Annotated in this window: 20 protein-coding genes; 13 read left to right on the top strand and 7 right to left on the bottom strand. The window is 69.9% G+C overall.

The window, feature by feature from the left end; translation table 11 throughout:
• The first annotated feature begins 14 nt into the window (after positions 1–14).
• The 3 genes from OG936_RS00660 to OG936_RS00650 all read left to right on the top strand — a co-directional run bounded on the left by OG936_RS00660 (position 15) and on the right by OG936_RS00650 (position 1,169).
• Positions 15–272 (top strand): acyl carrier protein, encoded by a 258-nt coding sequence (locus tag OG936_RS00660; RefSeq protein ID WP_266744373.1) that lies wholly within the window; start codon positions 15–17, stop codon positions 270–272.
• Between the two features lies 1 nt (position 273).
• Complete coding sequence (locus tag OG936_RS00655; protein WP_406491738.1) at positions 274–753, top strand: SRPBCC family protein; 480 nt, start codon at positions 274–276, stop codon at positions 751–753.
• Positions 754–836: 83 nt separating this feature from the next.
• Positions 837–1,169, top strand: coding sequence for a TcmI family type II polyketide cyclase (locus OG936_RS00650; protein WP_266744371.1), 333 nt, complete (start codon positions 837–839; stop codon positions 1,167–1,169).
• A 99-nt stretch (positions 1,170–1,268) separates the two neighbouring features.
• Here the strand turns inward: OG936_RS00650 and OG936_RS00645 are convergent, their stop codons facing one another.
• From OG936_RS00645 to OG936_RS00635, 3 genes are all read right to left on the bottom strand, one after another.
• Complete coding sequence (locus tag OG936_RS00645) at positions 1,269–2,357, bottom strand: methyltransferase (protein ID WP_406491737.1); 1,089 nt, start codon at positions 2,355–2,357, stop codon at positions 1,269–1,271.
• A 34-nt stretch (positions 2,358–2,391) separates the two neighbouring features.
• Positions 2,392–3,459 carry a nitrous oxide reductase family maturation protein NosD gene (locus OG936_RS00640; protein WP_406491736.1) on the bottom strand — a complete coding sequence of 356 codons (1,068 nt, stop codon included), beginning with the start codon at positions 3,457–3,459 and terminating at the stop codon, positions 2,392–2,394.
• A gap of 277 nt (positions 3,460–3,736) precedes the next feature.
• Positions 3,737–5,365 carry an acyl-CoA synthetase gene (locus OG936_RS00635; RefSeq protein ID WP_406500283.1) on the bottom strand — a complete coding sequence of 543 codons (1,629 nt, stop codon included), beginning with the start codon at positions 5,363–5,365 and terminating at the stop codon, positions 3,737–3,739.
• Between the two features lie 167 nt (positions 5,366–5,532).
• Here OG936_RS00635 and OG936_RS00630 point away from each other — a divergent pair, with 167 nt between their 5' ends.
• The 7 genes from OG936_RS00630 to OG936_RS00600 all read left to right on the top strand — a co-directional run bounded on the left by OG936_RS00630 (position 5,533) and on the right by OG936_RS00600 (position 13,373).
• Positions 5,533–6,333 carry a crotonase/enoyl-CoA hydratase family protein gene (locus tag OG936_RS00630; RefSeq protein WP_406491734.1) on the top strand — a complete coding sequence of 267 codons (801 nt, stop codon included), beginning with the start codon at positions 5,533–5,535 and terminating at the stop codon, positions 6,331–6,333.
• Between the two features lie 15 nt (positions 6,334–6,348).
• Positions 6,349–7,293 (top strand): Zn-ribbon domain-containing OB-fold protein, encoded by a 945-nt coding sequence (locus tag OG936_RS00625; RefSeq protein ID WP_406491733.1) that lies wholly within the window; start codon positions 6,349–6,351, stop codon positions 7,291–7,293.
• Positions 7,294–8,349, top strand: coding sequence for a thiolase domain-containing protein (locus OG936_RS00620; protein WP_406491731.1), 1,056 nt, complete (start codon positions 7,294–7,296; stop codon positions 8,347–8,349). It begins immediately after the preceding gene.
• The gene (locus OG936_RS00615; protein WP_406491729.1) at positions 8,342–9,508 is read left to right on the top strand and encodes a thiolase domain-containing protein; all 1,167 of its coding nucleotides are present in this window, start codon (positions 8,342–8,344) and stop codon (positions 9,506–9,508) included. The genes OG936_RS00620 and OG936_RS00615 overlap by 8 nt, the downstream gene beginning before the upstream one ends.
• Positions 9,509–9,804: 296 nt before the next feature.
• Entirely contained in the window at positions 9,805–10,206 is a 402-nt protein-coding gene (locus tag OG936_RS00610) for an ACT domain-containing protein (protein ID WP_383758056.1), read from the top strand.
• 127 nt (positions 10,207–10,333) lie between these two features.
• Complete coding sequence (locus OG936_RS00605; protein ID WP_266744363.1) at positions 10,334–10,834, top strand: hypothetical protein; 501 nt, start codon at positions 10,334–10,336, stop codon at positions 10,832–10,834.
• A 304-nt stretch (positions 10,835–11,138) separates the two neighbouring features.
• Positions 11,139–13,373, top strand: coding sequence for a glycosyl hydrolase family 95 catalytic domain-containing protein (locus tag OG936_RS00600; RefSeq protein ID WP_406500282.1), 2,235 nt, complete (start codon positions 11,139–11,141; stop codon positions 13,371–13,373).
• On the opposite strand, the gene OG936_RS00595 is transcribed toward OG936_RS00600, so the two are convergent.
• Complete coding sequence (locus OG936_RS00595; RefSeq protein WP_406491727.1) at positions 13,349–15,562, bottom strand: germacradienol/geosmin synthase; 2,214 nt, start codon at positions 15,560–15,562, stop codon at positions 13,349–13,351. The genes OG936_RS00600 and OG936_RS00595 overlap by 25 nt on opposite strands.
• A gap of 384 nt (positions 15,563–15,946) precedes the next feature.
• Here OG936_RS00595 and OG936_RS00590 point away from each other — a divergent pair, with 384 nt between their 5' ends.
• Entirely contained in the window at positions 15,947–17,278 is a 1,332-nt protein-coding gene (locus tag OG936_RS00590; RefSeq protein WP_406491726.1) for an N-acetylmuramoyl-L-alanine amidase, read from the top strand.
• Between the two features lie 156 nt (positions 17,279–17,434).
• Here the strand turns inward: OG936_RS00590 and OG936_RS00585 are convergent, their stop codons facing one another.
• Positions 17,435–18,571 (bottom strand): aminoglycoside phosphotransferase family protein, encoded by a 1,137-nt coding sequence (locus OG936_RS00585; RefSeq protein WP_406491725.1) that lies wholly within the window; start codon positions 18,569–18,571, stop codon positions 17,435–17,437.
• Positions 18,572–18,802: 231 nt separating this feature from the next.
• Between OG936_RS00585 and OG936_RS00580 the strand changes: the two genes are divergently transcribed.
• Complete coding sequence (locus OG936_RS00580) at positions 18,803–20,302, top strand: hypothetical protein (protein ID WP_406491723.1); 1,500 nt, start codon at positions 18,803–18,805, stop codon at positions 20,300–20,302.
• Between the two features lie 164 nt (positions 20,303–20,466).
• On the opposite strand, the gene OG936_RS00575 is transcribed toward OG936_RS00580, so the two are convergent.
• Positions 20,467–21,921 carry a PP2C family protein-serine/threonine phosphatase gene (locus OG936_RS00575; RefSeq protein WP_406491721.1) on the bottom strand — a complete coding sequence of 485 codons (1,455 nt, stop codon included), beginning with the start codon at positions 21,919–21,921 and terminating at the stop codon, positions 20,467–20,469.
• A 346-nt stretch (positions 21,922–22,267) separates the two neighbouring features.
• Here OG936_RS00575 and rpmG point away from each other — a divergent pair, with 346 nt between their 5' ends.
• Positions 22,268–22,432, top strand: a complete 165-nt coding sequence (gene rpmG / locus OG936_RS00570) for a 50S ribosomal protein L33 (RefSeq protein ID WP_383758066.1) — start codon at positions 22,268–22,270, stop codon at positions 22,430–22,432.
• 144 nt (positions 22,433–22,576) lie between these two features.
• Here rpmG and OG936_RS00565 read toward each other — a convergent pair whose 3' ends face one another.
• Positions 22,577–23,179, bottom strand: coding sequence for a YoaK family protein (locus tag OG936_RS00565; protein WP_406500281.1), 603 nt, complete (start codon positions 23,177–23,179; stop codon positions 22,577–22,579).
• Positions 23,180–23,230: the final 51 nt, after the last annotated feature.

The raw sequence follows: 23,230 nt of genomic DNA, 5'->3' as shown, positions 1-23,230 counted from the left end.
AAGGAGAAGTCCTCATGACCGATCGACTGACCTACGCGGAACTCGCCGTCCTGATGAAGAAGGGCGCCGGACTCACCGTGGACCCGCGGGACATGGAGAAGCGTCCCGGGTCCGCTTTCGACGAGTTCGGCCTCGACTCGCTGGGCCTGCTCGGCATCGTGGGCGTGCTGGAGAACCGGCACGGCCGACCGCTGCCGACCGACGCCGACCGCTGCAAGACCCCCCAGGAATTCCTGGACCTCGTCAACAACAGCCTCATGCAAGGAGCCTGACGTGCCTGGACGCACCGAGAACGAAATCACCATCGCCGCCCCCCTGGACCTCGTCTGGGACGTGACCAACGATCTGGAGAACTGGCCGCGGCTGTTCAGCGAGTACGCCGCGATCGAGGTCATCGAACGGGACGGCGACAGGACGAAGTTCCGCCTGACCATGCACCCCGACGAGAACGACAAGGTGTGGAGCTGGGTCTCCGAGCGGACCGTCGACCCCGCCGGCCGCACGGTCCAGGCCCGCCGGGTCGAGCCGGGCCCGTTCCAGCACATGAACATCCGGTGGGAGTACTCCGAGGTCCCCGGCGGTACGAAGATGCGCTGGACCCAGGAATTCGCGATGCGGCCCGACGCACCCGTCGACGACGCGTGGATGACCGACAACATCAACCGCAACTCCAAGGTCCAGATGGAGCTCATCCGGGACAAGATCGAGCAGCGCGCCCGCGAGCGCCGTACCGCCTCGGCATCGGCCCGCTGACCCGCCGTCCGCCCGCCCCGCGCGGCCCGGCACCCCGCCGTCCGGCCGGGTGCCGGGCCGGGGAACCAGAAAGGCATCCCACGATGCACCACGCTCTGATCGTCGCCCGGATGGCGCCGGGTTCGGCACCGGACATCGCCGAGTTGTTCGCGGCCTCCGACAGCACCGAACTCCCGCACCTCGTCGGCGTCACCAGGCGCAAACTGTTCCAGTTCGGCGACGTCTACCTCCACCTGATCGAATCGGAACGCCCGCCGGGCCCCGAGATCGCCAAGGTGACGCAGCACCCGGAGTTCAAGGACATCAGCGACAAGCTCACCGCGTACGTGAGCGCGTACGACCCGGAGACCTGGCGCAGCCCCAAGGACGCCATGGCCCACGAGTTCTACCGGTGGGAGCGCGGCACCACCGCTTGAGAACCGCGCGAGACGGAGAATCGCCCCGGGGCCGGCCAGTCGGCCGTACCCGGGGCGATTCTCCGTCCTCTTCGGAAGGCGATTTCCGTCGTTCTCGGATTAGTCGGGAACCACGCATTCGAAGGCGTGCAGATAGGCGTTGACCGGTACGACGTCGCCGATCAGCAGGCCGGCGTCGGAGATCCGGGCGACCAGGCTCTCCCTCGTGTGCTTCGCGCCGCCGACATTGAGGAGCAGCAGCAGGTCCATCGCGGTGGTGAACCGCATCGAGGGGGTGTCGTCGACGAGGTTCTCGATGACGACGACCCTGGCTCCCGGGCGGGCCGCGGCGACGACATTGCGCAGGGTCCTGCGCGTGCTGTCGTCGTCCCACTCCAGGATGTTCTTGATGATGTAGAGATCGGCCTCGACCGGGATGGCCTCGCGGCAGTCGCCGGCCACGATCCGGGTCCGGCCGACGAGCGGACCCTCGTCCCGCAGCCGGGCATCGGCCCGCGCCACCACACCGGGCAGGTCCATCAGGGTGCCGTGGAGCGACGGGTGCTTCTCCAGCAGGCTCGCCAGTACGTGCCCCTGGCCGCCGCCGATGTCGGCGACCGCGGACACCCCGGTGAGGTCGAGGAGTTCGGCGACGTCCAGCGCGGACTGCATGCTGGAGGTCGTCATGGCCCGGTTGAAGACCTGGGCCGACTCGTGGGCGTCTTGGTGGAGGTAGTCGAAGAAGCCCTTGCCGTGGACCTCCGTGAAGACGCTCCGGCCGGTACGCACCGCGTCGTCGAGGTGCGGCCAGACGTCCCAGGTCCAGGGCTCGGTGCACCACAGCGAGATGGAGCGCAGGCTGTTCGGGTCGTCCTCGCGCAACAGGCGGGACATCTCGGTATGGGCGAAGTCCCCGTCCGGGGTCTCGGTGAAGATCCCGTAGCAGGACAGGGCACGCAGCAGCCGGCGCAGCGGCACCGGCTCGGCCTTCACCAGCGCGGCGAGCTCCTGCGCGGTCGCGGGTGTCTCGCCCAGTGCGTCGGCGACGCCCAGCCGGGCCGCGGCGCGCACCGCGGCGGCGCGCGCCGCCCCGAACACGATCTCGCGCAGCTGCATGGCCGGCTGCGGGGGCGCGACGGGGTGCGGGACGGCGACGTGGACATGGGTCGATGTGGACGTGGGTGCGGGAGTGGGACTCACAGTGGTCATGCTGTATCGCTTCTCCTCGTGCGGGGTGCGCCGATCAGCACATCCCGGCCGGTGTGGACTTCGTGCAGACGTTGGCGGTGAACGTGTTGCCCTTGCCGGTGTCCCCGTTGGCCAGGTCGGCCGGCTTGTTGCCGAGCGCGACATTGCCGCTGATGGTGTGGCCGGTGTTCTTCGTGCCCACGAAGCTCTTGAACAGGACGACGCCGCCCGAGAACGGCGTGGCGCCCACGTTGTTGCTGATCGTGTTCGAGCGCACCCGGGTGTCCGCGGCGCCGGTGAGCACGATGCCGGAACCCTGGATGGCGGACAGCCGTTCGGTCTTGGCGCAGAACTTGTTGTTGTCGTTGATCTGATTGAACTGGATCGTCATGGCTCCGGCCTGCGGCTTGCCCTCGTCGCCCACGACGAACACACCGTTGCAGTTGGCGGTGAACGTGTTGTCGTGGACCGAAAGGTTCCTGACGCGCCTGGCGGTGAAGCCGATCCGGTTGTTCGTGAGCGTGTTGTCCTGGAGTTCGGTGCCCCGGGTGTCGGTGGCGCCGCCCTCCTCGTCGACCGTGTTCGCGATGAAGATGCCGGCGTCGCCGTTGGCGCGGGCGATGTTGCCCGTGAACACACCACGGGTCGAGCGCTCCTGGGCGATGCCCCAGACGCCGTTGTGCTCGGCGATCACCCGCCGCACGGACAGCCGGTCCGTCCAGGAGGCCCAGACGCCGTTCTTCTTGAAGCCGGAGACGGTCAGCGAATCGACGCTCACGCCGTCGACGGTCCGGCCCGACCGGCCCAGGACGCAGACTCCGCTGCCGGTCTTCGCGCAGGCGTCGACGGAGCGCGGGTTCTTCCCCGCCGGCCGGATCACGGTCCGGTCGCCGTAGCCGCGCAGGGTGAGGTGCGGCTTGGTGATCAGGACGGTCTCCCGGTACGTGCCGGGCATGACGACGACGGTGTCACCCGCCCGAGCGGCGTCCACCGCCTTCTGGATCGACTGGCCGGGCCGCACCACATGGGCGGTCGTGGCTGATGCGGAGGGCATTGCCGCGCCGAGACCGGCGGCGGAGACGACCGCGACCGGGACGAGGCTCTTGATGTGTCGTTTCCTCATGAGCCGAAGCTATGGGCGATTTCCCCCCTTTGCCACATAGGGTGAGCGGACGGGTACTCGGCGTTCCCGAATGGCTCACGCCCGGGCACGTCGCGCGGCACGGGTGGATGGACGCGCAACGGCGCACCCGGGTGATCCGGACCGGCGCTGTCGCGGCTCTTGCGCGGGTGACGGGTCCGGCCGCCGTTCGGGTGTTCCTCTCGGATCCCGCCCGGCCGCCGTTCGGGTGCCTCTTCGCCCTCGGGCCCGTGGTGCCGGTCTGCTCGGGCTCTCGTCCTCAGCCCTCGGGTGTCCGCCGGGGTGCGACGACCGAGCGGGCCCACCGGTAGTCGGCCTTGCCGCTCGGTGAGCGCTGGATCTGCCCGGTGATCACCAGCCGGCGGGGGATCTTGTAGCCGGCCAGACGCGTCCTGCAGTGCGCCTGGACGTCGTCCAGCGAGGGCTCGGCCGCCCCCTCGCGCAGCTGCACCACCGCCGCGACATGGTTTCCCCACCGCTCGTCCGGCACCCCGGCGACCAGCGCGTCGTACACATCCGGATGGGCCTTCAGCGCTTCCTCGACCTCCTCGGGATACACCTTCTCGCCCCCGGTGTTGATGCACTGCGAGCCCCGGCCCAGGACCGTGACGATGCCGTCCGCGTCGACGGTCGCCATGTCGCCGAGCAGTACCCAGCGCTGACCGTCCCTGCGGAAGAACGTCTCCGCGGTCTTTCCAGGGTCGTTGTAGTACCCGAGCGGTACGTGGCCGCGCTGGGCGATCCGCCCGGGCTCGCCCGGAGCCACGGGCTCGTACGTCACCGGATCGACCACCGCCGTACGGGAGTTGACCTGAAGCCGGAATCCCTTCTCCGGGCCCGAGTCGGCCGTCGCCGTACCGTTGAACCCGGACTCCGACGAGCCGAAGTTGTTCAGCAGCATCGCCGTCGGCACCAGCGCCTGGAACTCCGCGCGCACCGAGTCCGACATGATCGCACCCGAGCTGGAGACGGAGAACAGCGACGAACAGTCGGTGCCCTTCAGTGGCCCCTCCAGCGCGTCGATCAACGGCCGCAGCATCGCGTCGCCCACCAGGGACACGCTGGTGACCTTCTCCTTCTCGATCGTACGGAGCACCTCTGCGGGCACGAACTTGCGGTGGACGACGACCCGTTGCCCGAAGTTGAGGCCGATGAACGCGGTGAGCGTCGAAGTGCCGTGCATCAGCGGGGGAGTGGGGAAGAAGGTGATCCCGTCACCACCGGCGGCCACCCGCTCGGCCAGCTCCTGCGGGGCCTTCACCGGATCACCGGTCGGCGCACCGCCGCCGAGGCCGGAGAAGAAGAGATCCTCCTGACGCCACATCACGCCCTTGGGCATTCCAGTGGTGCCGCCGGTGTAGATGATGAACTGGTCGTCGGCCGAGCGCGGCGGGAAGCCGCGCTCCGGGCTCCCGGCCGCTTCGGCGTCCGTGAACGCCACGGCATCGGGACCGCTTACGCCCGGCACCGGCGCCCCTACCCGGACCAGGTGGCGGAGCGTCGGGGCCTTCGGCGCGGCGGCCGCGACCCGGACGTCGAACTCGGCGTCGAAGACCAGTGCCACGAGATCCGCGTCCCGGTAGAGGTAAGCCAACTCCTCTTCGACATAGCGGTAGTTGACGTTCACCGGAACGATGCGGGCCTTGAGGCAGGCCAGCACCGTCTGGAGATACTCGACCCCGTTGTAGAGGTGCAGCCCGAGATGCTCGCCGGGGGCGATGCCCGCCTCGATCAGATGGTGCGCGACGCGGTTGGCCGACGCGTCCAGCTCCGCGTACGTCAGCCGGCGCTCCGCACCGGTACCGGGATGGTCGAGGTAGACGAGCGCCTCGCGTTCCGGGACCGCGTCGACGACCGATTCGAACAGGTCGGCAAGGTTGTACTCCACCATTCCTCCTGACCCCGGATGCTGACTGACCCGGCGGTCATTAGAGCGCCGGGAGGCGCAAGTGGGAAGGGGGGCCGCCGAAGAAATCTGACTGACTGTCAGAAAGCTATTGAACTGAACCCCCTCCTACTGCAACCTGTTCTAGGTCTTGAGACGGGAGGCAGGCAATGGGTGGTACGGAACACCTCACCGTGCGGCGCGAGGGCGCCACGCTGGTGCTCACCTTGAACAGGCCGGAGGCGAAGAACGCCCTCTCGCTGCCGATGCTGGTCGGGCTGTACGACGGCTGGCTGGCCGCGGACGAGGACGACGGGGTCCGCTCGATCGTCCTCACCGGCACCGGCGGCTGTTTCTGCGCGGGCATGGACCTCAAAGCCCTTGCGGGCAAGGGGATGGAGGGCGAGCAGTACCGCGACCGGATGACCGCCGACCCCGATCTGCACTGGAAGGCGATGCTGCGCCACCACCGCCCCCGCAAACCGGTCATCGCCGCCGTCGAGGGCCACTGCGTCGCGGGCGGCACGGAGATCCTCCAGGGCACCGACATCCGGATCGCCGGGGCGGGCGCCACCTTCGGACTCTTCGAGGTCAGACGCGGCCTCTTCCCCATCGGCGGGTCGACGGTACGGCTGCCGCGCCAGATCGCCCGGACCCACGCGCTCGAAATGCTCCTCACCGGACGTTCGTACAGCGCCGAGGAAGCCGCCGCCATCGGGCTGATCGGCCGGGTCGTCCCCGACGGCACCGCCCTGGAGCAGGCCCTCGAAGTCGCCGAGCGGATCAACGCCTGCGGACCGCTCGCCGTCGAAGCCGTCAAGGCCTCCGTGTACGAGACGGCCGAGCTGACCGAGACCGAGGGGCTCGCCGCGGAGCTGAAACGCGGCTGGCCGGTCTTCGCCACCGACGACGCCAAAGAAGGCGCCCGCGCCTTCGCCGAGAAGCGCCCGCCCGTCTACCGGCGCGCCTGAGCCAAGGAGGCAACCGTGCCCGACATCCTCAGCGCACCGCTGGTGGTCGAATTCCCCTTCACCCGCTCCCTCGGACCGGTCCAGAGCGCCTTCCTCACCGGACTGCGCGAACGCACCGTCCTCGGCGTCCGGACCGTCGACGGAAAGATCCTCGTCCCGCCCGTCGAGTACGACCCCGTCACCTCACAGGAGCTCCGCGAGCTGACCGAGGTCGCCGCCACCGGCACCGTCACCACCTGGGCCTGGAACCCCGCCCCGCGCCGCGGCCAGCCCCTCGGCACCCCCTTCGCCTGGGTCCTCGTCCGGCTCGACGGTGCCGACACCGCCCTGCTCCACGCCCTGGACGCGCCCGGCCCGGAAGCCGTCCGCACCGGCATGCGAGTACGGATCCGCTGGGCCCCCGAACGGACCGGCGCCATCACGGACATCGCCTGCTTCGAGCCGCACGGTGGCGTCGAGTCCGGCCGGTCCGTCCCGCACCGCGGCGAGTTCGCTGATCCCGTCACCGGCATCGTCACCCCCGCCCGTCTCGACTACCGGTACAGCCCCGGCCGCGCCCAGAGCGCCTACCTCGGCGCACTCTCCGAACAACGCGTCGTCGGGGAGCGCTGCCCGTCCTGCACCAAGGTGTACGTGCCGCCCCGCGGCGCCTGCCCCACCTGCGGGGTCGCCACCGCCGAACAGGTCGAGGTCGGCCCGCGCGGCACGGTGACCACGTACTGCATCGTCAACATCAAGGCGAAGAACCTCGACATCGAAGTCCCCTACGTCTACGCGCACATCGCCCTCGACGGCGCCGATCTCGCACTGCACGCGCGGATCGGCGGAATCCCGTACGACCAGGTGCGCATGGGCCTGCGGGTCGAACCCGTCTGGACCGAGGACGGACGGCACCCCGACCACTACCGGCCGACCGGCGAACCGGACGCCGACTACGACGCGTACAAGGAGTTGCTGTAGATGCGAGACGTGGCGATCGTCGCCTTCGCGCAGACGGACCACCGCAGGCGCACCGACGAACTCTCCGAAGTCGAGATGCTGATGCCCGTCCTCCACCAGGTCCTCGACGCGACCGGTCTGCGGGCGAGCGACATCGGCTTCACCTGCTCCGGCTCCAGCGACTACCTCGCGGGCCGCGCCTTCTCCTTCACCATGGCGCTCGACGGTGTCGGCGCGTACCCGCCGATCTCCGAGTCCCACGTGGAGATGGACGGAGCCTGGGCGCTGTACGAGGCCTGGGTGAAGATCCGGACGGGCCAGGCCGACACCGCCCTCGTCTACGCGTACGGAAAGTCCTCGCCCGGCGCCGTGCGCGACGTGCTCACCCGCCAGCTCGACCCGTACTACGTCGGCCCGCTCTGGCCGGACTCCGTCGCCCTCGCCGCGCTCCAGGCGCAGGCGCTGATCGACGCGGGCGACACCGACGAGGCCGCCCTCGCCGCGATCGCCACCCGCAGCCGCGCCGCCGCCGTGGACAACCCGCACGCCCAGCTCGCCGGCCCGGTCCCGGCCGGTGAGTACGTCGTACAGCCGCTGCGTACGGGGGACTGCCCGCCGATCGGTGACGGCGCGGCTGCCGTGATCCTCGCCGCCGGCGACACCGCACGCGCCCTTTGTGCCCGCCCCGCCTGGATCCGCGGGATCGACCACCGCATCGAGGCCCACAGCCTGGGCGTCCGCGAGCTGACCGAATCACCCTCCACCCGGCTCGCCGCGACCCGCGCCGGGGCCTTCGAACGGCCCGTGGACACCGCGGAGTTGCACGCCCCGTTCAGCTCCCAGGAGGTGGTGCTGCGCAAGGCGCTCCGGCTCGACGACAGCGTCACCGCCGTCAACCCGTCCGGCGGCGCGCTCGCCGCCAACCCCGTCATGGCCGCCGGACTGATCCGCCTCGGCGAGGCCGCGGCCCGCATCCACCGCGGCGAATGCGACCGGGCGCTCGCCCACGCCACCTCCGGTCCCTGCCTGCAGCAGAACCTGGTCGCCGTACTCGAAGGGGAGAGCGCTCATGTCTGAGGAGCCCGTGGCCGTCGTCGGCATCGGCCAGACGAAACACGTCTCCGCCCGCCGGGACGTCTCTCTCGCCGGACTCGTCCGAGAGGCCGCCGTCCGCGCGCTGGAGGACGCCGGACTGACCTGGGCGGACATCGACGCTGTCGTCATCGGCAAGGCACCCGACTTCTTCGAGGGCCTGATGATGCCGGAGCTCTACCTCGCCGATGCCCTCGGCGCGGTCGGCAAGCCGATGCTCCGGGTGCACACCGCGGGCTCGGTCGGCGGATCCACCGCACTCGTCGCCGCCAACCTGGTCTCGGCGCGGGTGCACCGCACCGTCCTCACGCTCGCTTTCGAGAAGCAGTCCGAATCCAACGCCATGTGGGGCCTCTCGCTGCCGATCCCGTTCCAGCAGCCCCTGCTGGCCGGAGCCGGCGGCTTCTTCGCCCCGCACGTCCGGGCGTACATGCGCCGCACCGGGGCGCCCGACACGATCGGCTCGCTCGTCGCGTACAAGGACCGTCGCAACGCGCTCAGAAATCCGTACGCGCACATCCAGGACCCGGACATCACCCTGGAGAAGGTCCAGTCCGCCCCGATGCTCTGGGACCCCATCCGCTACTCGGAGACCTGCCCGTCCTCCGACGGGGCCTGCGCGATGATCCTCACAGACCGTGCCGGAGCGGACCGTTCGCCGCACCCGCCCGCCTGGGTGCACGGTGGCGCCATGCGCAGCGAACCCACACTCTTCGCCGGCAAGGACTTCGTCTCGCCGCGGGCGGGCAAGGACTGCGCCGCCGATGTGTACCGGCAGGCGGGGATCAGCGACCCGCGACGGGAGATCGACGCCGTCGAGATGTACGTGCCGTTCTCCTGGTACGAGCCCATGTGGCTGGAGAACCTCGGCTTCGCCGAGGAGGGCGAGGGCTGGAAACTCACCGAATCCGGCGTCACCGAACTCGACGGCGAGCTGCCGGTGAATCCCTCGGGCGGAGTGCTCTCCACCAACCCCATCGGCGCCTCCGGCATGATCCGCTTCGCCGAAGCCGCGCTGCAGGTACGGGGACAGGCGGGCGAGCACCAGGTGGCGGGGGCGCGAAAGGCGCTCGGCCACGCCTACGGCGGCGGCGCGCAGTTCTTCGCCATGTGGCTGGTCGGAGCCGAGCCTCCCACCGGCTGACCGCAAGCCGTCCCGGCCCGGAGGGAGTCCGTCACGCGGCCTGTCCCGGGCCGCCCGGGGTGGCTACGATGCGGCCCGGGACGACAAGTGGGGGGAGCCGACGTGGGGCAGAGCACCACACGCCCCCGTGAGCCGGCCCCGTGGACGCGGGCCGGCTGCCGCTTCGGCGGCACGGTGGAACGGGCACGCGCGCTCAAGGAACACCCCTCGCCGGCGGTCGTGCGTGCTGCCGTGCGGTAACCGTGCCCGGGGCGCCCGCCACCACGAGCGGCACCGCACCCGGTAGCGTGGTGATCATGACGGGCGAGCGCGACCTCCGAACCCTGCTGAGCGGTATGCGGCCGCAATTGAACCCCGGCCGCTATGTCTTCACGACCGTGCCGGGCGAAGCCGTGCCCACCCGGGTGACTCCGGTCGTCACGGTCACCGAACCCGAGGGCGTGACCCTGGTCCTGCCGGAGGCGGAGGCCGACGAGGCGGGACTGACGTACGAATACACTGCGGGCTGGATCACGCTCCGTGTCCACTCGTCCCTGGACGCGGTCGGGCTCACCGCTGCCGTGTCCCTGGCGCTCGCCGACGTGGGGCTGAGCTGCAATGTGGTGGCCGGATTCCACCACGACCATCTTTTCGTCCCGTACGACCGGGCGGCCGATGCCGTCGACGTGCTGGAAACCCTGGCTGCCGAATCGGCCTGAGACGGCGCCGCGACGCCGCCGGGGCCGGGCCCGTCCGCCCGCCGGAGCCCGGCCGGCGGGCCCGTGGGTGCCCCCGCCTGCATGGACCCGGCTCCGCAACGTGAGCCCGGCCACGTAACATGTCTGCATGTCCTTCCTCCGCCGCCGTAGCGCCGCCACACCCGCGGGCCCCGACTTCGACGTCCTGGCCATGGACCCGGGAGACTGGCCCGGAAATCTCGGCGCCGGTCTGCTGCCCGCGCCCGACGGGAGCTGTCAGGGCGTCTTCCTGCGCTATGACCTGTTCGGCGGCCGCGGCCCCGCGATGATCATCGGCAATCTCCCGGAGGGCTCGCCCGCCCGCGAGACCGAGGAGGGACAGGTCCCGTTCGAGGTCGCCCAGCTGCTGCTCGCGCTGGAGAACGACGAGCCGGTCGAGGTCACCGGCACCGAGGACATGCCCGTGATGCAGGGCGACAACCTGCTGATCGTCCGCCGTGTCAAGCTCTCCGAGAGCCGGATCTCCTGCGTCCAGTTCGACCGCAGCGATGGCGTGCTCGTGACCATCGCCAGCTGGAACCGGCCGATCACCGATGATCTGTACACCCTGCTGAAGCCCCTGCCCGCCGAGCTGTTCCAGCAGGGCTGAATCGCCTCTTCGCCGGCCGCCCCTGCGCATCGGGCGGCCGCGGGCACCTGCCCGAACATCCGTCCAAGTGCTCGCGGCCTCTGTCCAAGAGGCCGCTTTGTCATGTGCCTTGTCGGCCAGTCGTCGGACCTTTACGGTCGGCCGCATGACATCCGGGATCACGCGACGCACCACAGTGAAGGCAGCGATCGGAACAACCGGCGCTCTGGCCCTGGGATTCCCTGCCCTGTCCGGCACGGCGTCCGCTGCCGGTACCTCCGATGAATCGACGGGTGCGGCGCGCTCGACACAACAGACGGAGCCGATGCTCCGCTACCACACCCCGGCCGCTTCCTGGGAGCGCGAATCGCTGCCCATCGGCGGCGGAGCCCTCGGCGCGAGCGTGTACGGAACACTCGCCTCGGAGCGGCTCACCTTCAACGAGAAGACCCTGTGGACCGGCGGTCCCGGTTCGGCGCAGGGCTACGACTTCGGGAACTGGACCACCCCCAGACCCGGCGCCCTGGCCGACGTCCAGCACCGCCTCGACAGCCAGGGCGCCCTCGGCCCGGACGCCGTCGCCGCCGAGCTCGGCCAGGTGCGCCGCGGCTACGGCGCCTACCAGGTCTTCGGTGACCTGTGGCTGGATCTGCCGAACGCCCCGGCCGCCCCCGACGCCTCATACCGGCGCACCCTCGATCTGCGCAATGCCCTCGCCGTCGTCACGTACACCCATCAAGAGGCCGTCCACACAAGGGAGTTCTTCGTCTCCCACCCGGGCAGAGTCATCGCGGGGCGCCTCGCCGCCGACCGTCCGGGCCAGGTGTCGTTCACCCTGCGATACACCTCGCCCCGCAGCGATTTCACGGCCACCGCCGCCCAGGACCGGATCACCGTGCGCGGCGCGCTGAAGGACAACGGCCTGCGCTTCGAGGCCCAGTTCCGCGTTCGGACCAGCGGCGGCACCGTCACCGCCGGTGCGGACGGCACCCTCACCGTCACCGGCGCCGACAGCGCATGGTTCGTCCTTGCCGCAGGCACCGACTACGCCGACAGCTACCCCGCCTACCGCGGCGACGACCCGCACCCGGCGGTCACCGCCGCCGTGGACGCGGCCGCCCGGGCCTCGTACGAGAAGCTCCGCGACGCCCACGTACGCGACCACCGCGGCCTCTTCGACCGGGTCGCCCTCGACATCGGCCAGCAGCTGCCCGACCTGCCCACCGATCAGCTGCTCGCCCGGTACACGGATGGTTCCAGCCCCGCCGACCGGGCCCTGGAAGCGCTGTTCTTCCAGTACGGCCGCTACCTGCTGATCGCCTCCTCACGGGCCGGTTCGCTGCCCGCCAACCTCCAGGGCGTGTGGAACAACTCCACCACCCCACCGTGGTCGGCCGACTACCACAGCAACATCAACCTGCAGATGAACTACTGGCTCGCCGAGGCCACCAACCTCGCCGAGACCACCGCACCGTACGACCGCTACATCGAGGCAATGCGCGCCCCCGGCCGCAGGACGGCGAAGGAGATGTTCGGGACCGCCGGCTGGGTCGTGCACAACGAGACCAACCCGTACGGCTTCACCGGCGTCCACGACTGGTCCACCGCCTTCTGGTTCCCGGAGGGCGCCGCCTGGCTCACCCAGCAGATGTACGAGCACTACCGGTTCAGCGGATCCACCGGCTATCTGCGCTCCACCGCCTATCCCGCGATGAAGGAGGCCGCCGAATTCTGGCTGGCCAATCTGCGCACCGACCCGCGCGACGGATTGCTCGTCGTCACCCCCAGCTACTCTCCTGAGCACGGCGACTTCACCGCCGGTGCCGCGATGTCCCAGCAGATCGTCCACGACCTTCTGACCAACACCCTGGAGGCCGCCCGCACCCTCGGCGACGCACCCGCCTTCCGCGACCGGCTGGAAACGGCCCTCGACCGGCTCGACCCCGGACTGCGGATCGGCTCCTGGGGCCAGCTCCAGGAGTGGAAGACCGACCGCGACGACCTGGCTGACGACCACCGTCATGTCTCGCACCTCTTCGGTCTCCACCCCGGCCGCCAGATCGAGCCCGGCAGCAAGTGGGCCGAAGCGGCCAAGGTCTCCCTCGGCGCCCGCGGCGACGGCGGCACCGGCTGGTCCAAGGCATGGAAGATCAACTTCTGGGCGCGGTTGCGCGACGGCGACCACGCCCACAAGATGCTCGCCGAACAGCTGAAGAACTCCACCCTGCCCAACCTCTGGGACACCCATCCGCCGTTCCAGATCGACGGCAACTTCGGCGCCACCTCGGGCATCGCCGAGATGCTGCTGCAGAGCCAGCACGACGCCGTCGAGATCCTCCCGGCCCTCCCGGCGAGCTGGCCGGACGGATCGGTACGCGGGCTGCGCGCCCGGGGCGGCTTCGCCGTCGACATCGAATGGGCCGCGGGGCAGGCCCGCCGTGTGGTGATCACGGCGAGCCGCAGCCGCGAAGTGACCGTCCGCAGCACGCTGTTCGCGAGCGGCGAGAAGGTCTTCAAGGCGCGTGCGGGCGGGCGCTACACGCTGGTCGCCGAGGGCTGAGCGAACAGCGCGGTCACCCGCGCCGCCGAGATGCCGAGCCCCGTGGGACCGCTGAGGTGCCACGGGGTGCCGGTGCCCCGCCGCAGATCCTGCTCGCGGTAGCGCCGGCAGTCCCGGTGCCAGATCAGGATGCCCGCGAGCCAGTGCTTGAGCTCCCGCACATACCCTGCCAGGATCCCCCGCGCCTGAGCGTCCAGCCCGAAGTCGTCGTACAGCACCGGGAGTTCCTCGTCGGCGACGTGCAGGAACTGCCGCAGCCGCGATTTCATCAGATCGTGCACGATGGCCACCCCGGTCGGATAGTCCACTCCGAAGAAGTTCTGCACGACCAGGACACCGTTGTGCACCTCACCCTCGTACTCGATCTCCTTCTGGTACGAGAACAGGTCGTTGAGCAGGCACGCGTAGTCCGACGCCGCGTTCTCCAGCGAGCGCAGCGGACCGCTGTGGTAGATCTCCTCCGGCACCTTCCTGCCGTGGCCCAGCCGGCACAGACTCATCGTGAGGTCGGAGCCGAACGTCTTGCGCCGCATCTCGACGTAGTCCACCGGGTCCGGAATGCGGTTCTGTACCTGGTTCGCCAGTTCCCACACCCAGCTCGCGGTCATCTCCTCGACCGCCGTCCGGAAGGCGCGGCGCCCGCTCGCGTCCATCGGCGCGGAGGTCTTCGCCCAGAGATCCGCCAGTCCCCGCTCCAGCGCGTTGACCGGCTCGGGCGCCTGGGACCCGTCCAGCGGCATGAACAGCGACAGACGTTCATTGGCGAGCTTGGCCCCCGCCAGGTCGCGGGCCCGCCCGTGCACCACCGGGAACCAGTCGTCGCCGTACGTCCCCCAGGTCAGCCACTGCGAGGACAGATCCAGTTCATCCGGTGTCGCGTCCGGGTGCAGCCCCGCCGCGCACAGCGGCAGATCGGTCGCGATCAGCCGCTCCTGGTCCCAGATGTGCGAGCCCGGCACTCCCGGCTGCGCCTCCAGGATTCCCATGCGCCGGGCCCAGTCGACGATCCGCACCCGCGCCCCGTCCAGATGCGGGCTGAGCGTCGTACCGAAGGGCAGCTCGAAATCGGGCAGCAGGGACGGACCGACATGCTGGTACGGCACATGGGTGTGGCTGCGCAGCCGGGCCGACTCCGAGCGGGCAGTCAGCCGGATCGAGGCCGCCTCCATGCCGAAACCGAGAGCGGTCCCACCGGCCCCGCCGCCATTCATGTAGCGGCTGGAACGCATGTGCCACTCATGCCCGCCCGACTGCCAGTCCTGCAACCCCTTGGCGTACGCCAGAACCGCCGCGGTGCCCGCCGGGTCGAGCCCCTTCTCGGTGCAGAGCGGGCCGAGTTCGGTGAGCGCCGTGTTCTCGAACTGCTGCAGCCGCGACGTCAGCAGGTCGTTCACCGCGTCGGCGGCCTCCTGCGTGGAGCAGCCGAGAAAGTGCTCAAGGACCAGCACACCGTTGCTGTTCTCACCCTCGTCCTCGACCTCCCGCTGGTACGAGAAGAGGTCGTTGCGCAGATGGACGCCGTCGGAGAAGGCGTCCCGCAGCACGCGCAGCGCACGCTCCTCGGCCACCGACTCGGGGACCTCCGCGCCCGCCGCGTACTCCACAAGACCCGCCGACCACGGGGCACCGCCCACCTTGCGGCGCATCTCGATGTACTCGACGGGGTTCGCGATGCGCCCCTCGTTGATGTTGGCGAGCTCCCACAGCGACTCGTTGAGCAGGTTCTTCGTCGCCTCGGCGAACCGGTCCTGCCAGGCATCGGACATCCCCGGCACCGTCCGCGCCCACAGATCGGCCAGCCCCGCCTCGACCGGATTCGTCGGCTCCGGCATCGGGGCCCTGCGGTCCATCGGCATGAACGCCGGCAACCGGTCCAGATACCGCTTCCCGCCCTCACGGTCGGGGGTGCGCTTGAACAGCTCCAGGAAGTGGTCGTCGAAGAAGAAGACCCACACGTACCAGTCTGTGACCAGCGAGAGCGCCTCGGACGAACAGCCGGGATGGGTGTACGCACACAGCAGCGCGTAGTCGTGGGAGTCGAGGTCCTTCTCCTCCCAGATGCCCGAACCCTCCAGCATCCCTATGCTGCGCGCCCACTTCCTGGTGTGCGCTCGCGCCTCCTCGACATGGGGATTGAGCCGTGCCGGATACGGAACGTAGAAGTCCGGCAGGGTGAAGGGCTGAGCCATGTGCGTCCGGCCTTTCAGAGATCTCCGTGCGTACGCCGCACGGACCGGTGGTGTCCGCGCGAGCACTACCCTTCGGCCGTTCGGGGCACGCACATCCAGGATTAGTCACACAAAATGTGCGCCCATTCGTGGCGCGCCACCGTATGCCGCGGGCCGGCCGACCACTCGTAAATCCCAGGTAACGGGGTGCCGCCAACGGCCGGTTGCTACTTTCCGACCGCAGGTCAGAGATCCTGCCAGTGGTCTGGTCCACTGACTCGAAGCGCGGCCCCCACCGAACCCTTGACGCGCCATCACATCAGGTCAGAGAGTGTGCGCGCACGGCGGAACAGTGAGATCGGATCACCCACGGCTCCATCACGTACGGCTCCAAGAAGGGTTGTCATGACGTCCAAGCAGAGGACCGGACTCGCACTCGCGCTGACAACGGTCGGCGCACTGAGCATGGCACTGCTCAGTCCCGCGGCGCAGGCCGGTGCGGACGGGGTGCGGCCGGAATGCCCGCGCGGCCTCGAATGCGACTGGGTACCGGCGGCCTACCAGCAGACGGGTGACCCGGCCGACAAGGAGACGTACGGGAACTACGACACCTCGGACCGGCCGCACACCAATAAGATCAGATTCATTGTTCTGCACGACACCGAGGAAGACTTCGACACCACCCTGAAGATCTTCCAGAACCCGCTGAAACAGACCTCGGCCCACTATGTGGTGCGCTCGGGCGACGGCCATGTCACACAGATGGTCAAGGGCAAGGACGTCGCCTGGCAGGCGGGCAACTGGTACGTCAACAGCCACTCCATCGGCATCGAGCAGGAGGGCGTCGCCGTCGACGGCGCCAAGTGGTACACCCCCGAGATGTACCGCTCGACCGCCAAGCTGGTCCGCTACCTCGCCGCCAAGTACGACATCCCGCTCGACCGACAGCACATCATCGGCCACGACGGTGTACCGCCCACCAGCGCCGCGGGCACCAAGAACATGCACTGGGACCCGGGCACGTACTGGGACTGGAACCACTTCATGACGCTACTCGGCAAGCCCACCGTGCCGAGCGCCCCGAAGAACAGCGAACTCGTCACCGTCAGCCCGGACTTCAAAAAGAACAAGCAGGCCTTCCGCGACTGCGAGAAGGGCGTCGACCTGCCGGTCCAGGGCTCCAGCGCCGTCCCGCTGCGCACCGCACCGTCCGCCGACGCGCCGCTCTTCTCCGACCCCGGCCTGCACACCGACGGCACGCCCGGCACGAACTGCGCCGCCGACTGGGGCAGCAAGATCAGCGCCACCCAGCAGGCCGTCGTCGCGGACCACGCCCCCGGCTGGACGGCGATCTGGTGGTACGGCCAGAAGGCCTGGTTCCAGACCCCGGCCGCGACCAGGACCACCACGCCCACCGCCGGTTACGTCGTCAAGCCGAAGGCAGGCCGTACGGAGGTGCCGGTGTACGGGGTGGCGTACCCGGAGAAGTCCGATTACCCCGCGGACTTCGCGGACCAGCGGGTGGGCTCGCCGCTCCAGTACACCATCAAGGCCGGTCAGTCCTACCCCGGCGGCGGTGAGGCACCCACGGGCTTCTTCTACGCCCCGACGATCGACGCCTCGTACCCGCTCGACCACGCGTACTTCCAGGGCAAGGAGAAGTACGTGACGGTGCAGATCGGCCACCGGATCGCCTTCGTGAAGGCGTCCGACGTGGACATCGTGCGCGCGCACTGAGACCGCGGGTGCGCCCTGTGCCCCTCCGTGTGAGGCCTCCGCGCACGGAGGGGCAACTTGAGCCGTCCGGTCACGGCCCGGGTTCCTGACACCACATGGGTGCGCTGTGGGACCAGTGTGTCGGCACCGTACCCGCAACGCGCTCCCCCGGCGGGGTCAGCGAGTGCCGACCGCGGCACGTACGGCCCGGCGGGCCATCGCGCAGTCGTCGTGCAGCCGGCGCAGCAGCAGCCGCTGCTCCTCACTCGACGAGAGCACGCCCGGCCGGTCCTGACCGGCGCCCGGGGACACCGGCTCGCGCATGGCCCGCTGGACGGCCGTCTCGTACGTACGGATCTCCCGCGTCAGCACCAGCATCAGGTTCACCAGGAACGCATCCCGCTGGTCGGGCCCCTTGGCCTGGGCCAGTTGGCTGATCTGACGCCGCGCCACGGGAGCGTCGCCCAGGACCGCCCACAGCGTCGCCAGGTCGTAGCCCGGCAGATACCAGCCCGCGTGCTCCCAGTCCACCAGGACCGGACCCGTGGGCGACAGCAGGATGTTGGAGAGCAGCGCGTCACCGTGACAGAACTGCCCCATGCCCTGACGGCCGCCCGCGTGCGCCAGACCGTGCAGCAGCTTCTGTAGATCACCTAGATCACGGTCCGTGAACAGCCCCAGCTCGTGGTACCGGGCGATCCGCGAGGCGTAGTCCAGCGGTGCTTCGAAGAGCCCCGGCGCCGGCCGCCAGGCATTGACCCGGCTGATCGCGCCCAGCACGGCCCGCACATCGGCGCGGGGCGGGGCCTCCGACGGATGCCGGGTCAGCGCCGCCACCCGGCCGGGCATCCGCTCGATCACCAGCGTGCAGTTCTCCGGGTCGGCCGCGATGAGCCGAGGCACCCGCACGGGCGGGCGGTGCCGGACGAACGCACGGTATGCAGCTATTTCGTGACGGAACCGCTCCGACCACGCGGGGGAGTGGTCCAGTAAACACTTGGCGACCGCGGTCGCCCGTCCGGTCGAGCCGACGAGGAGCACCGAGCGGCCGCTGCGGCGCAGCACCTGCACCGGGTTGAACTCCGGGCAGATCCGCTGGACCGAGGCGATCGCCATCCTCAGCTGGGCGCCCTGCGGCCCGGAGAGGTCCAGCCGCCCGCTGAGCGGCGGTCCGCCCAGCCCCGCCGGCCGCCGTGGCCGGACCGTGCCGGGTGCCGGGGGCGCGGCATGCGGAGCGAGGTACGGTCCGCCGCCCGCACCCAGGGGACGAAGCGGCCGGGGCGGGGCGGTCACGGAGGACGATGCTGTGTACATGGGCGAGACAGATCCCTTCGTGCGCCGACAAGTTGCGTGCACCGCCCCGGCCGGCGGCCGTTCGGCACCCTGGGGAGTACCTAGGGCTGCCGGGCGGGGTGGCGCTTTCCTACCTGACACCGGTGCGCGGGTGGCAGACCATCTGGCGGACCCTGGCGAACCGTGGCGAATACTCGCTGGGCACCTGACAGGGGGTTACTGTCAACACAGCCGAGAACCTGGGGGCTTGACGTGACCGGAGAACCCAACACCCGCCTGTCCGACCTGTTCGGCCTCGCCGGCTGGTCCAAGGGCGAACTCGCGAGAATGGTGAACCGGCAGGCGGCGGCCATGGGCCACCCGCAGCTGGCCACCGACACCTCGCGGGTGAGGCGTTGGATCGACATGGGGGAGTCCCCCCGCGATCCCGTGCCCAAAGTGCTGGCTGCCCTGTTCACCGAGCGGCTCGGTCGTGTCGTGACCATCGAGGACCTCGGGTTCGGCCGGCGCGGGCGTGTGGGGAATCGGCAAGAGGTCGGGACGCAGGACAATCCCGACGGACTTCCGTGGGCGCCCGAACGGACGGCAGCGGTCCTCACCGAATTCACGGGAATGGACCTCATGCTCAACCGACGCGGCTTGGTGAGCGCGGGCGCCGCGCTCGCCGCAGGATCGACCATCACTGGCCCCATGCACGACTGGCTGCATACCGACCCTGTGCTGGCGGCCGATGCTCCAAGGACCGACGACCCGCTGTACGCAGACCCGGCCGGTTTCGACCGGTACGAGGCCGCGCCCATCGGCTCGGAGGAGATCGAGGCGCTCGAACGCTCCGTCGAGGTGTTCCGCGCCTGGGACGCCTCCCGGGGCGGCGGACTGCAGCGCAAGGCCGTGGTGGGCCAGCTCAACGAGGTGGGTGGCATGCTCGCCTACCGTCACCCCGAGCATCTGCAGCGCCGCCTCTGGGGCGTCGCCGCCAACCTCGCTGTCCTCGCGGGATGGATGTCCCACGACATCGGCCTCGAACCCACCGCCCAGAAGTACTTCGTCATCGCGGCGCACGCGGCGCACGAGGGCGGCGACCGCCCGCGCGCGGGCGAGGCGCTCTCCAGGGCAGCCCGTCAGATGGTCCACCTGGGCCGTCCCGACGACGCCCTGGATTTGATGAAGCTCGCCAAGTCGGGTTCCGGGGACATGGTTCTGCCACGTACCCAGGCGATGCTGCACACCATCGAGGCCTGGGCACAGGCGTCCATGGGCCGCGGCCAGGCGATGCGACGCACGCTCGGCAAGGCCGAGGAACTCTTCGTCTCGGACAAGAGCGATGTGCCGCCCCCCAGCTGGATGCAGATGTTCGACGAGGCAGATCTGCACGGCATGCAGGCGCTGGCGTTCCGTACGCTCGCCGAACACGAGCCGTCGGCGGCGAGCGTGGCTCAACGTCATGCCAAGCAGGCTCTGGAGCTGCGCGCCAACGGACGCCAGCGGTCCAAGATCTTCGACTACATCTCGCTCGCCTCGGCGTGCTTCATCGCCGACGATCCCGAGCAGGCCGACCGTTACGCACGGCTCGCCCTGGTGTCGATGGGGGAGACCTCCTCGCACCGCACCTGGGACCGGCTGCGCGAGATGTACCGGCTGACGGGCCAGTTCGCGGGCTACGCGAAGATCGCGGACCTGCGCGAGGAGATCAAGCTCTCGCTGCCGCAGAGTTCCGTCATCAAGCAGCGCAGGCGCTCGTCCGAGATCTGACATGAGGGCGCCGCGATGACGGGGCGCCGGTCAACAACTGCCCTACCACCCACCGTTGTCGGAGCAGCGGTTTTCGGAGCGCCGGTCATCGGGACGCCGCACCTGTAGGCGGCTCGTAGTCCTGCGCACCGCGTTATGCCGCACGCCTTGCGTGCCGCTGTGCCTTACGCCCCGATGCGGGCGATCAGCACGCATGCGTCGTCGAGGCGCTCGGTGCCGCCGAACTCCGTGACGACCGTCCGTACGCACTCCTGTGCCGTGCGGGCCCGCGCGAAGTGCGGCGCGAGTGCGAGCAGGGCGTCCGGGCTCGCACTCCGGTCGCTGTGACGGTTCAGGCCGTCGGTGTGCAGCACCAGCACGTCACCGGCCAGCAGGTGCACTTCGTCCTGCTCGTACGCGACCCCGGAGGTCGCGCCGAGCAGGACCCCGTCCGGTGGCAGCAGCGGGCGCCCTTCACCGTCGCGGAACAGCAGCGGTGCGGGGTGCCCCGCCTGCGCCCAGGCGAGAATGCCGGTGGACGGATCGAATCGACAGCACACAGCGCTGCCGAGGGCAGGCTGGACGGAGGATTCCAGTAGCTGATTGAGATGCCCCATCAGGGTCCCCGGCTCGATGCCGGCCACCGCCATCCCGCGCAGCGCGCCCAGCAGCATCGCCATGGCCGAGGTGGCCTGGATGCCGTGGCCGGTCAGATCGCCGACCGTGAGCACGGTCCTGCCGTCCGGCAGTTCCAGCGCGTCGTACCAGTCACCGCCGATCAGGGAACTCGACTCCGACGGAAGGTAGTGGGCCGCGATGTCCAGCGCGCCCGCTCCCTTCGAGGGCAGCTGCAGCGAGCCCCGCCACGGGGGGAGCACGGCCTCCTGGAGCTCGACCGCCATCCGGTGCTCGGTCCGCGCCATGTGCTCCCGGCGCCGCAGCGAATCATGGCTACGAAGCACCACTTGCTGGCTGCGCCGCAGCTCACTGACATCGCGCAGGACCGCCCACATGGAGGCGGTGCACCCGTCGGTGTCGAGGACGGGCTCGCCCATCATGTGGAGCGTACGCATCCGGCCGTCCGTCCGCAGGATACGAAATTCGCCGTCGATCGGCTTTCCGTCGACCAGACAGTCCGTCACCAGAGAGGTGAGCAGCGGCTGGTCCTCGGGCAGGAGCACGGACGGAAGGTCGTCCAGCGAGAGCGGCCCCGCGTCGCGTGACCTGCCGAAGATCTCGAACAGCTCTTCGGACCAGGTGACTTCGTCGGTCAGCAGATTCCACTCCGCGCTGCCCACCCTGCCGATGAGCGAACCGGACTCCGGCCGGCCGGAGGACATGTCCGGGACGTCCTGCGCCGAAATCCCCGTGGGCTGTTCCGGCGCCTGCGACGGGATGCCCTCCTTGAGCTGTCCCAGCTGTGTGCCGAGATCGTCGAGGTGATGGACGGCCAGCTCGCAGAGCGCGCGCTGCCAGCGCATCTGCGGATCTTCCTCGTCGATCAGCACCGATTCCCGCCGTACGGCATCCACATCGCCACGCAGTCGACGGGTCCGGTTGATCAGGGCATCGACGGCATCGACGGCATCGCGTTCGGGTGGCTGAGGGGCGGGGCGGTCCGCAGACAGAGGGGACGGCATCTCGTACTCCGATACAGGCGCGGCGCGACCAGGTCTGAAAGGTGGACCGTAGACGACTGTTGCACAGGCTGCGGGGGGCTGTAAGGGATTTGGCAACACTCGATGCGCTGTTGCTTCTGGCATATGCCACAGGCTGAGCAGGGCGCGCCAGCCAGTCGAACAGCCTTGCTGTCGACGGACGTTGGCACACTTCACCCGGCGTGCGCGGACAGCCGCGCGCCTACGCACGCCGGATTCCGCATGGGCGGGAATGCGGCGGTGCCCCCCTCGTGTTACAGGTGCAGAGCGAAAACGACACCCATTCCCATAAGGGGGCTGGGGTCGGACAGCCAGCCCGGAGGCATCCATGGCCCGCAGCGAGACCCGCCCCGTCGTGACGCTCCGGTCGACGGCCGGAACGGGGCAGAGCTATGTGACGCGCAAGAGTCGCCGGAACAACCCTGACCGACTGGTCCTGCGCAAGTTCGACGCCATCGCGGGGCGGCACGTCCTCTTCCGCGAGGAACGCTGAGCCCAGTCGCAGGCCGGGGCGTCCTGCTGCCCCGGCCTGCGGCGGTTCCTGTCCGGCATCTGCTACGCGTTGCTGCGCCTTCTCCTGCGCCTGTTCTTGTGTCTGGAGGGCCGTACCGGTCAAGGATTCCCGGGGCGGGTGCGGTCAGCCCCTGCGCGGCCTCCTGGGCGCGGTCTCGGTCAGCAGCGCACCGACCGCCGGTACCACGGCCACCACGGCAGCGGCGCCCGGCCACAGCCGTACCGCCAGCGCGGTCACGGACGCACCCGCCACGACCGCGATCAGCCGGCCGGCCACCCAGGCGTCCCCCCGGTTCCAGGAGCGGAGCGTCGCGCGGCCGACGAGGGACGTCAGAGTGCCGGTGAAGTAGTTGGTGGGCGTGGCGAGGACACGTCCCTGGATCCCCATGGCCACGGAAATGAGCACCAGCAGCCCCAGCCGGTCCCCGTCCGGGGCGATCGGATCCAGCGCCCACAGCACGGCCCCTGCCCCGAGCAGCACCACCTCGATCAGCAGCATCACCGGCAGCGGCCACCGCAACCGTTCACTCATCCGCGCACCGCATGCGGCACCGACGCCGTACGAAGCGAGCGCGGTGATCACATGCAGGGCCACCCCGTGCTCCCCGACACCGGCCGCCGAAGCGCCCAGCAGCACCAGATTCCCGGTCATCACCCCGGCGAAGACCTGACCGACGCAGATGAAGGCGAACGCATCGGCCGCGCCGGAAGCAGCCGACAGAAGCAGCAGGGACCATGCGTCCCGTGGATCGCGCCCGGCGGGGAGCGCAGGAGTAGA

The sequence above is a fragment of the Streptomyces sp. NBC_00846 genome (genome assembly GCF_045207325.1).
GTDB lineage: Bacteria > Actinomycetota > Actinomycetes > Streptomycetales > Streptomycetaceae > Streptomyces.
Note: the sequence above shows the minus strand (reverse complement) of the source record. Positions and strands in the feature narration are given on the sequence as shown.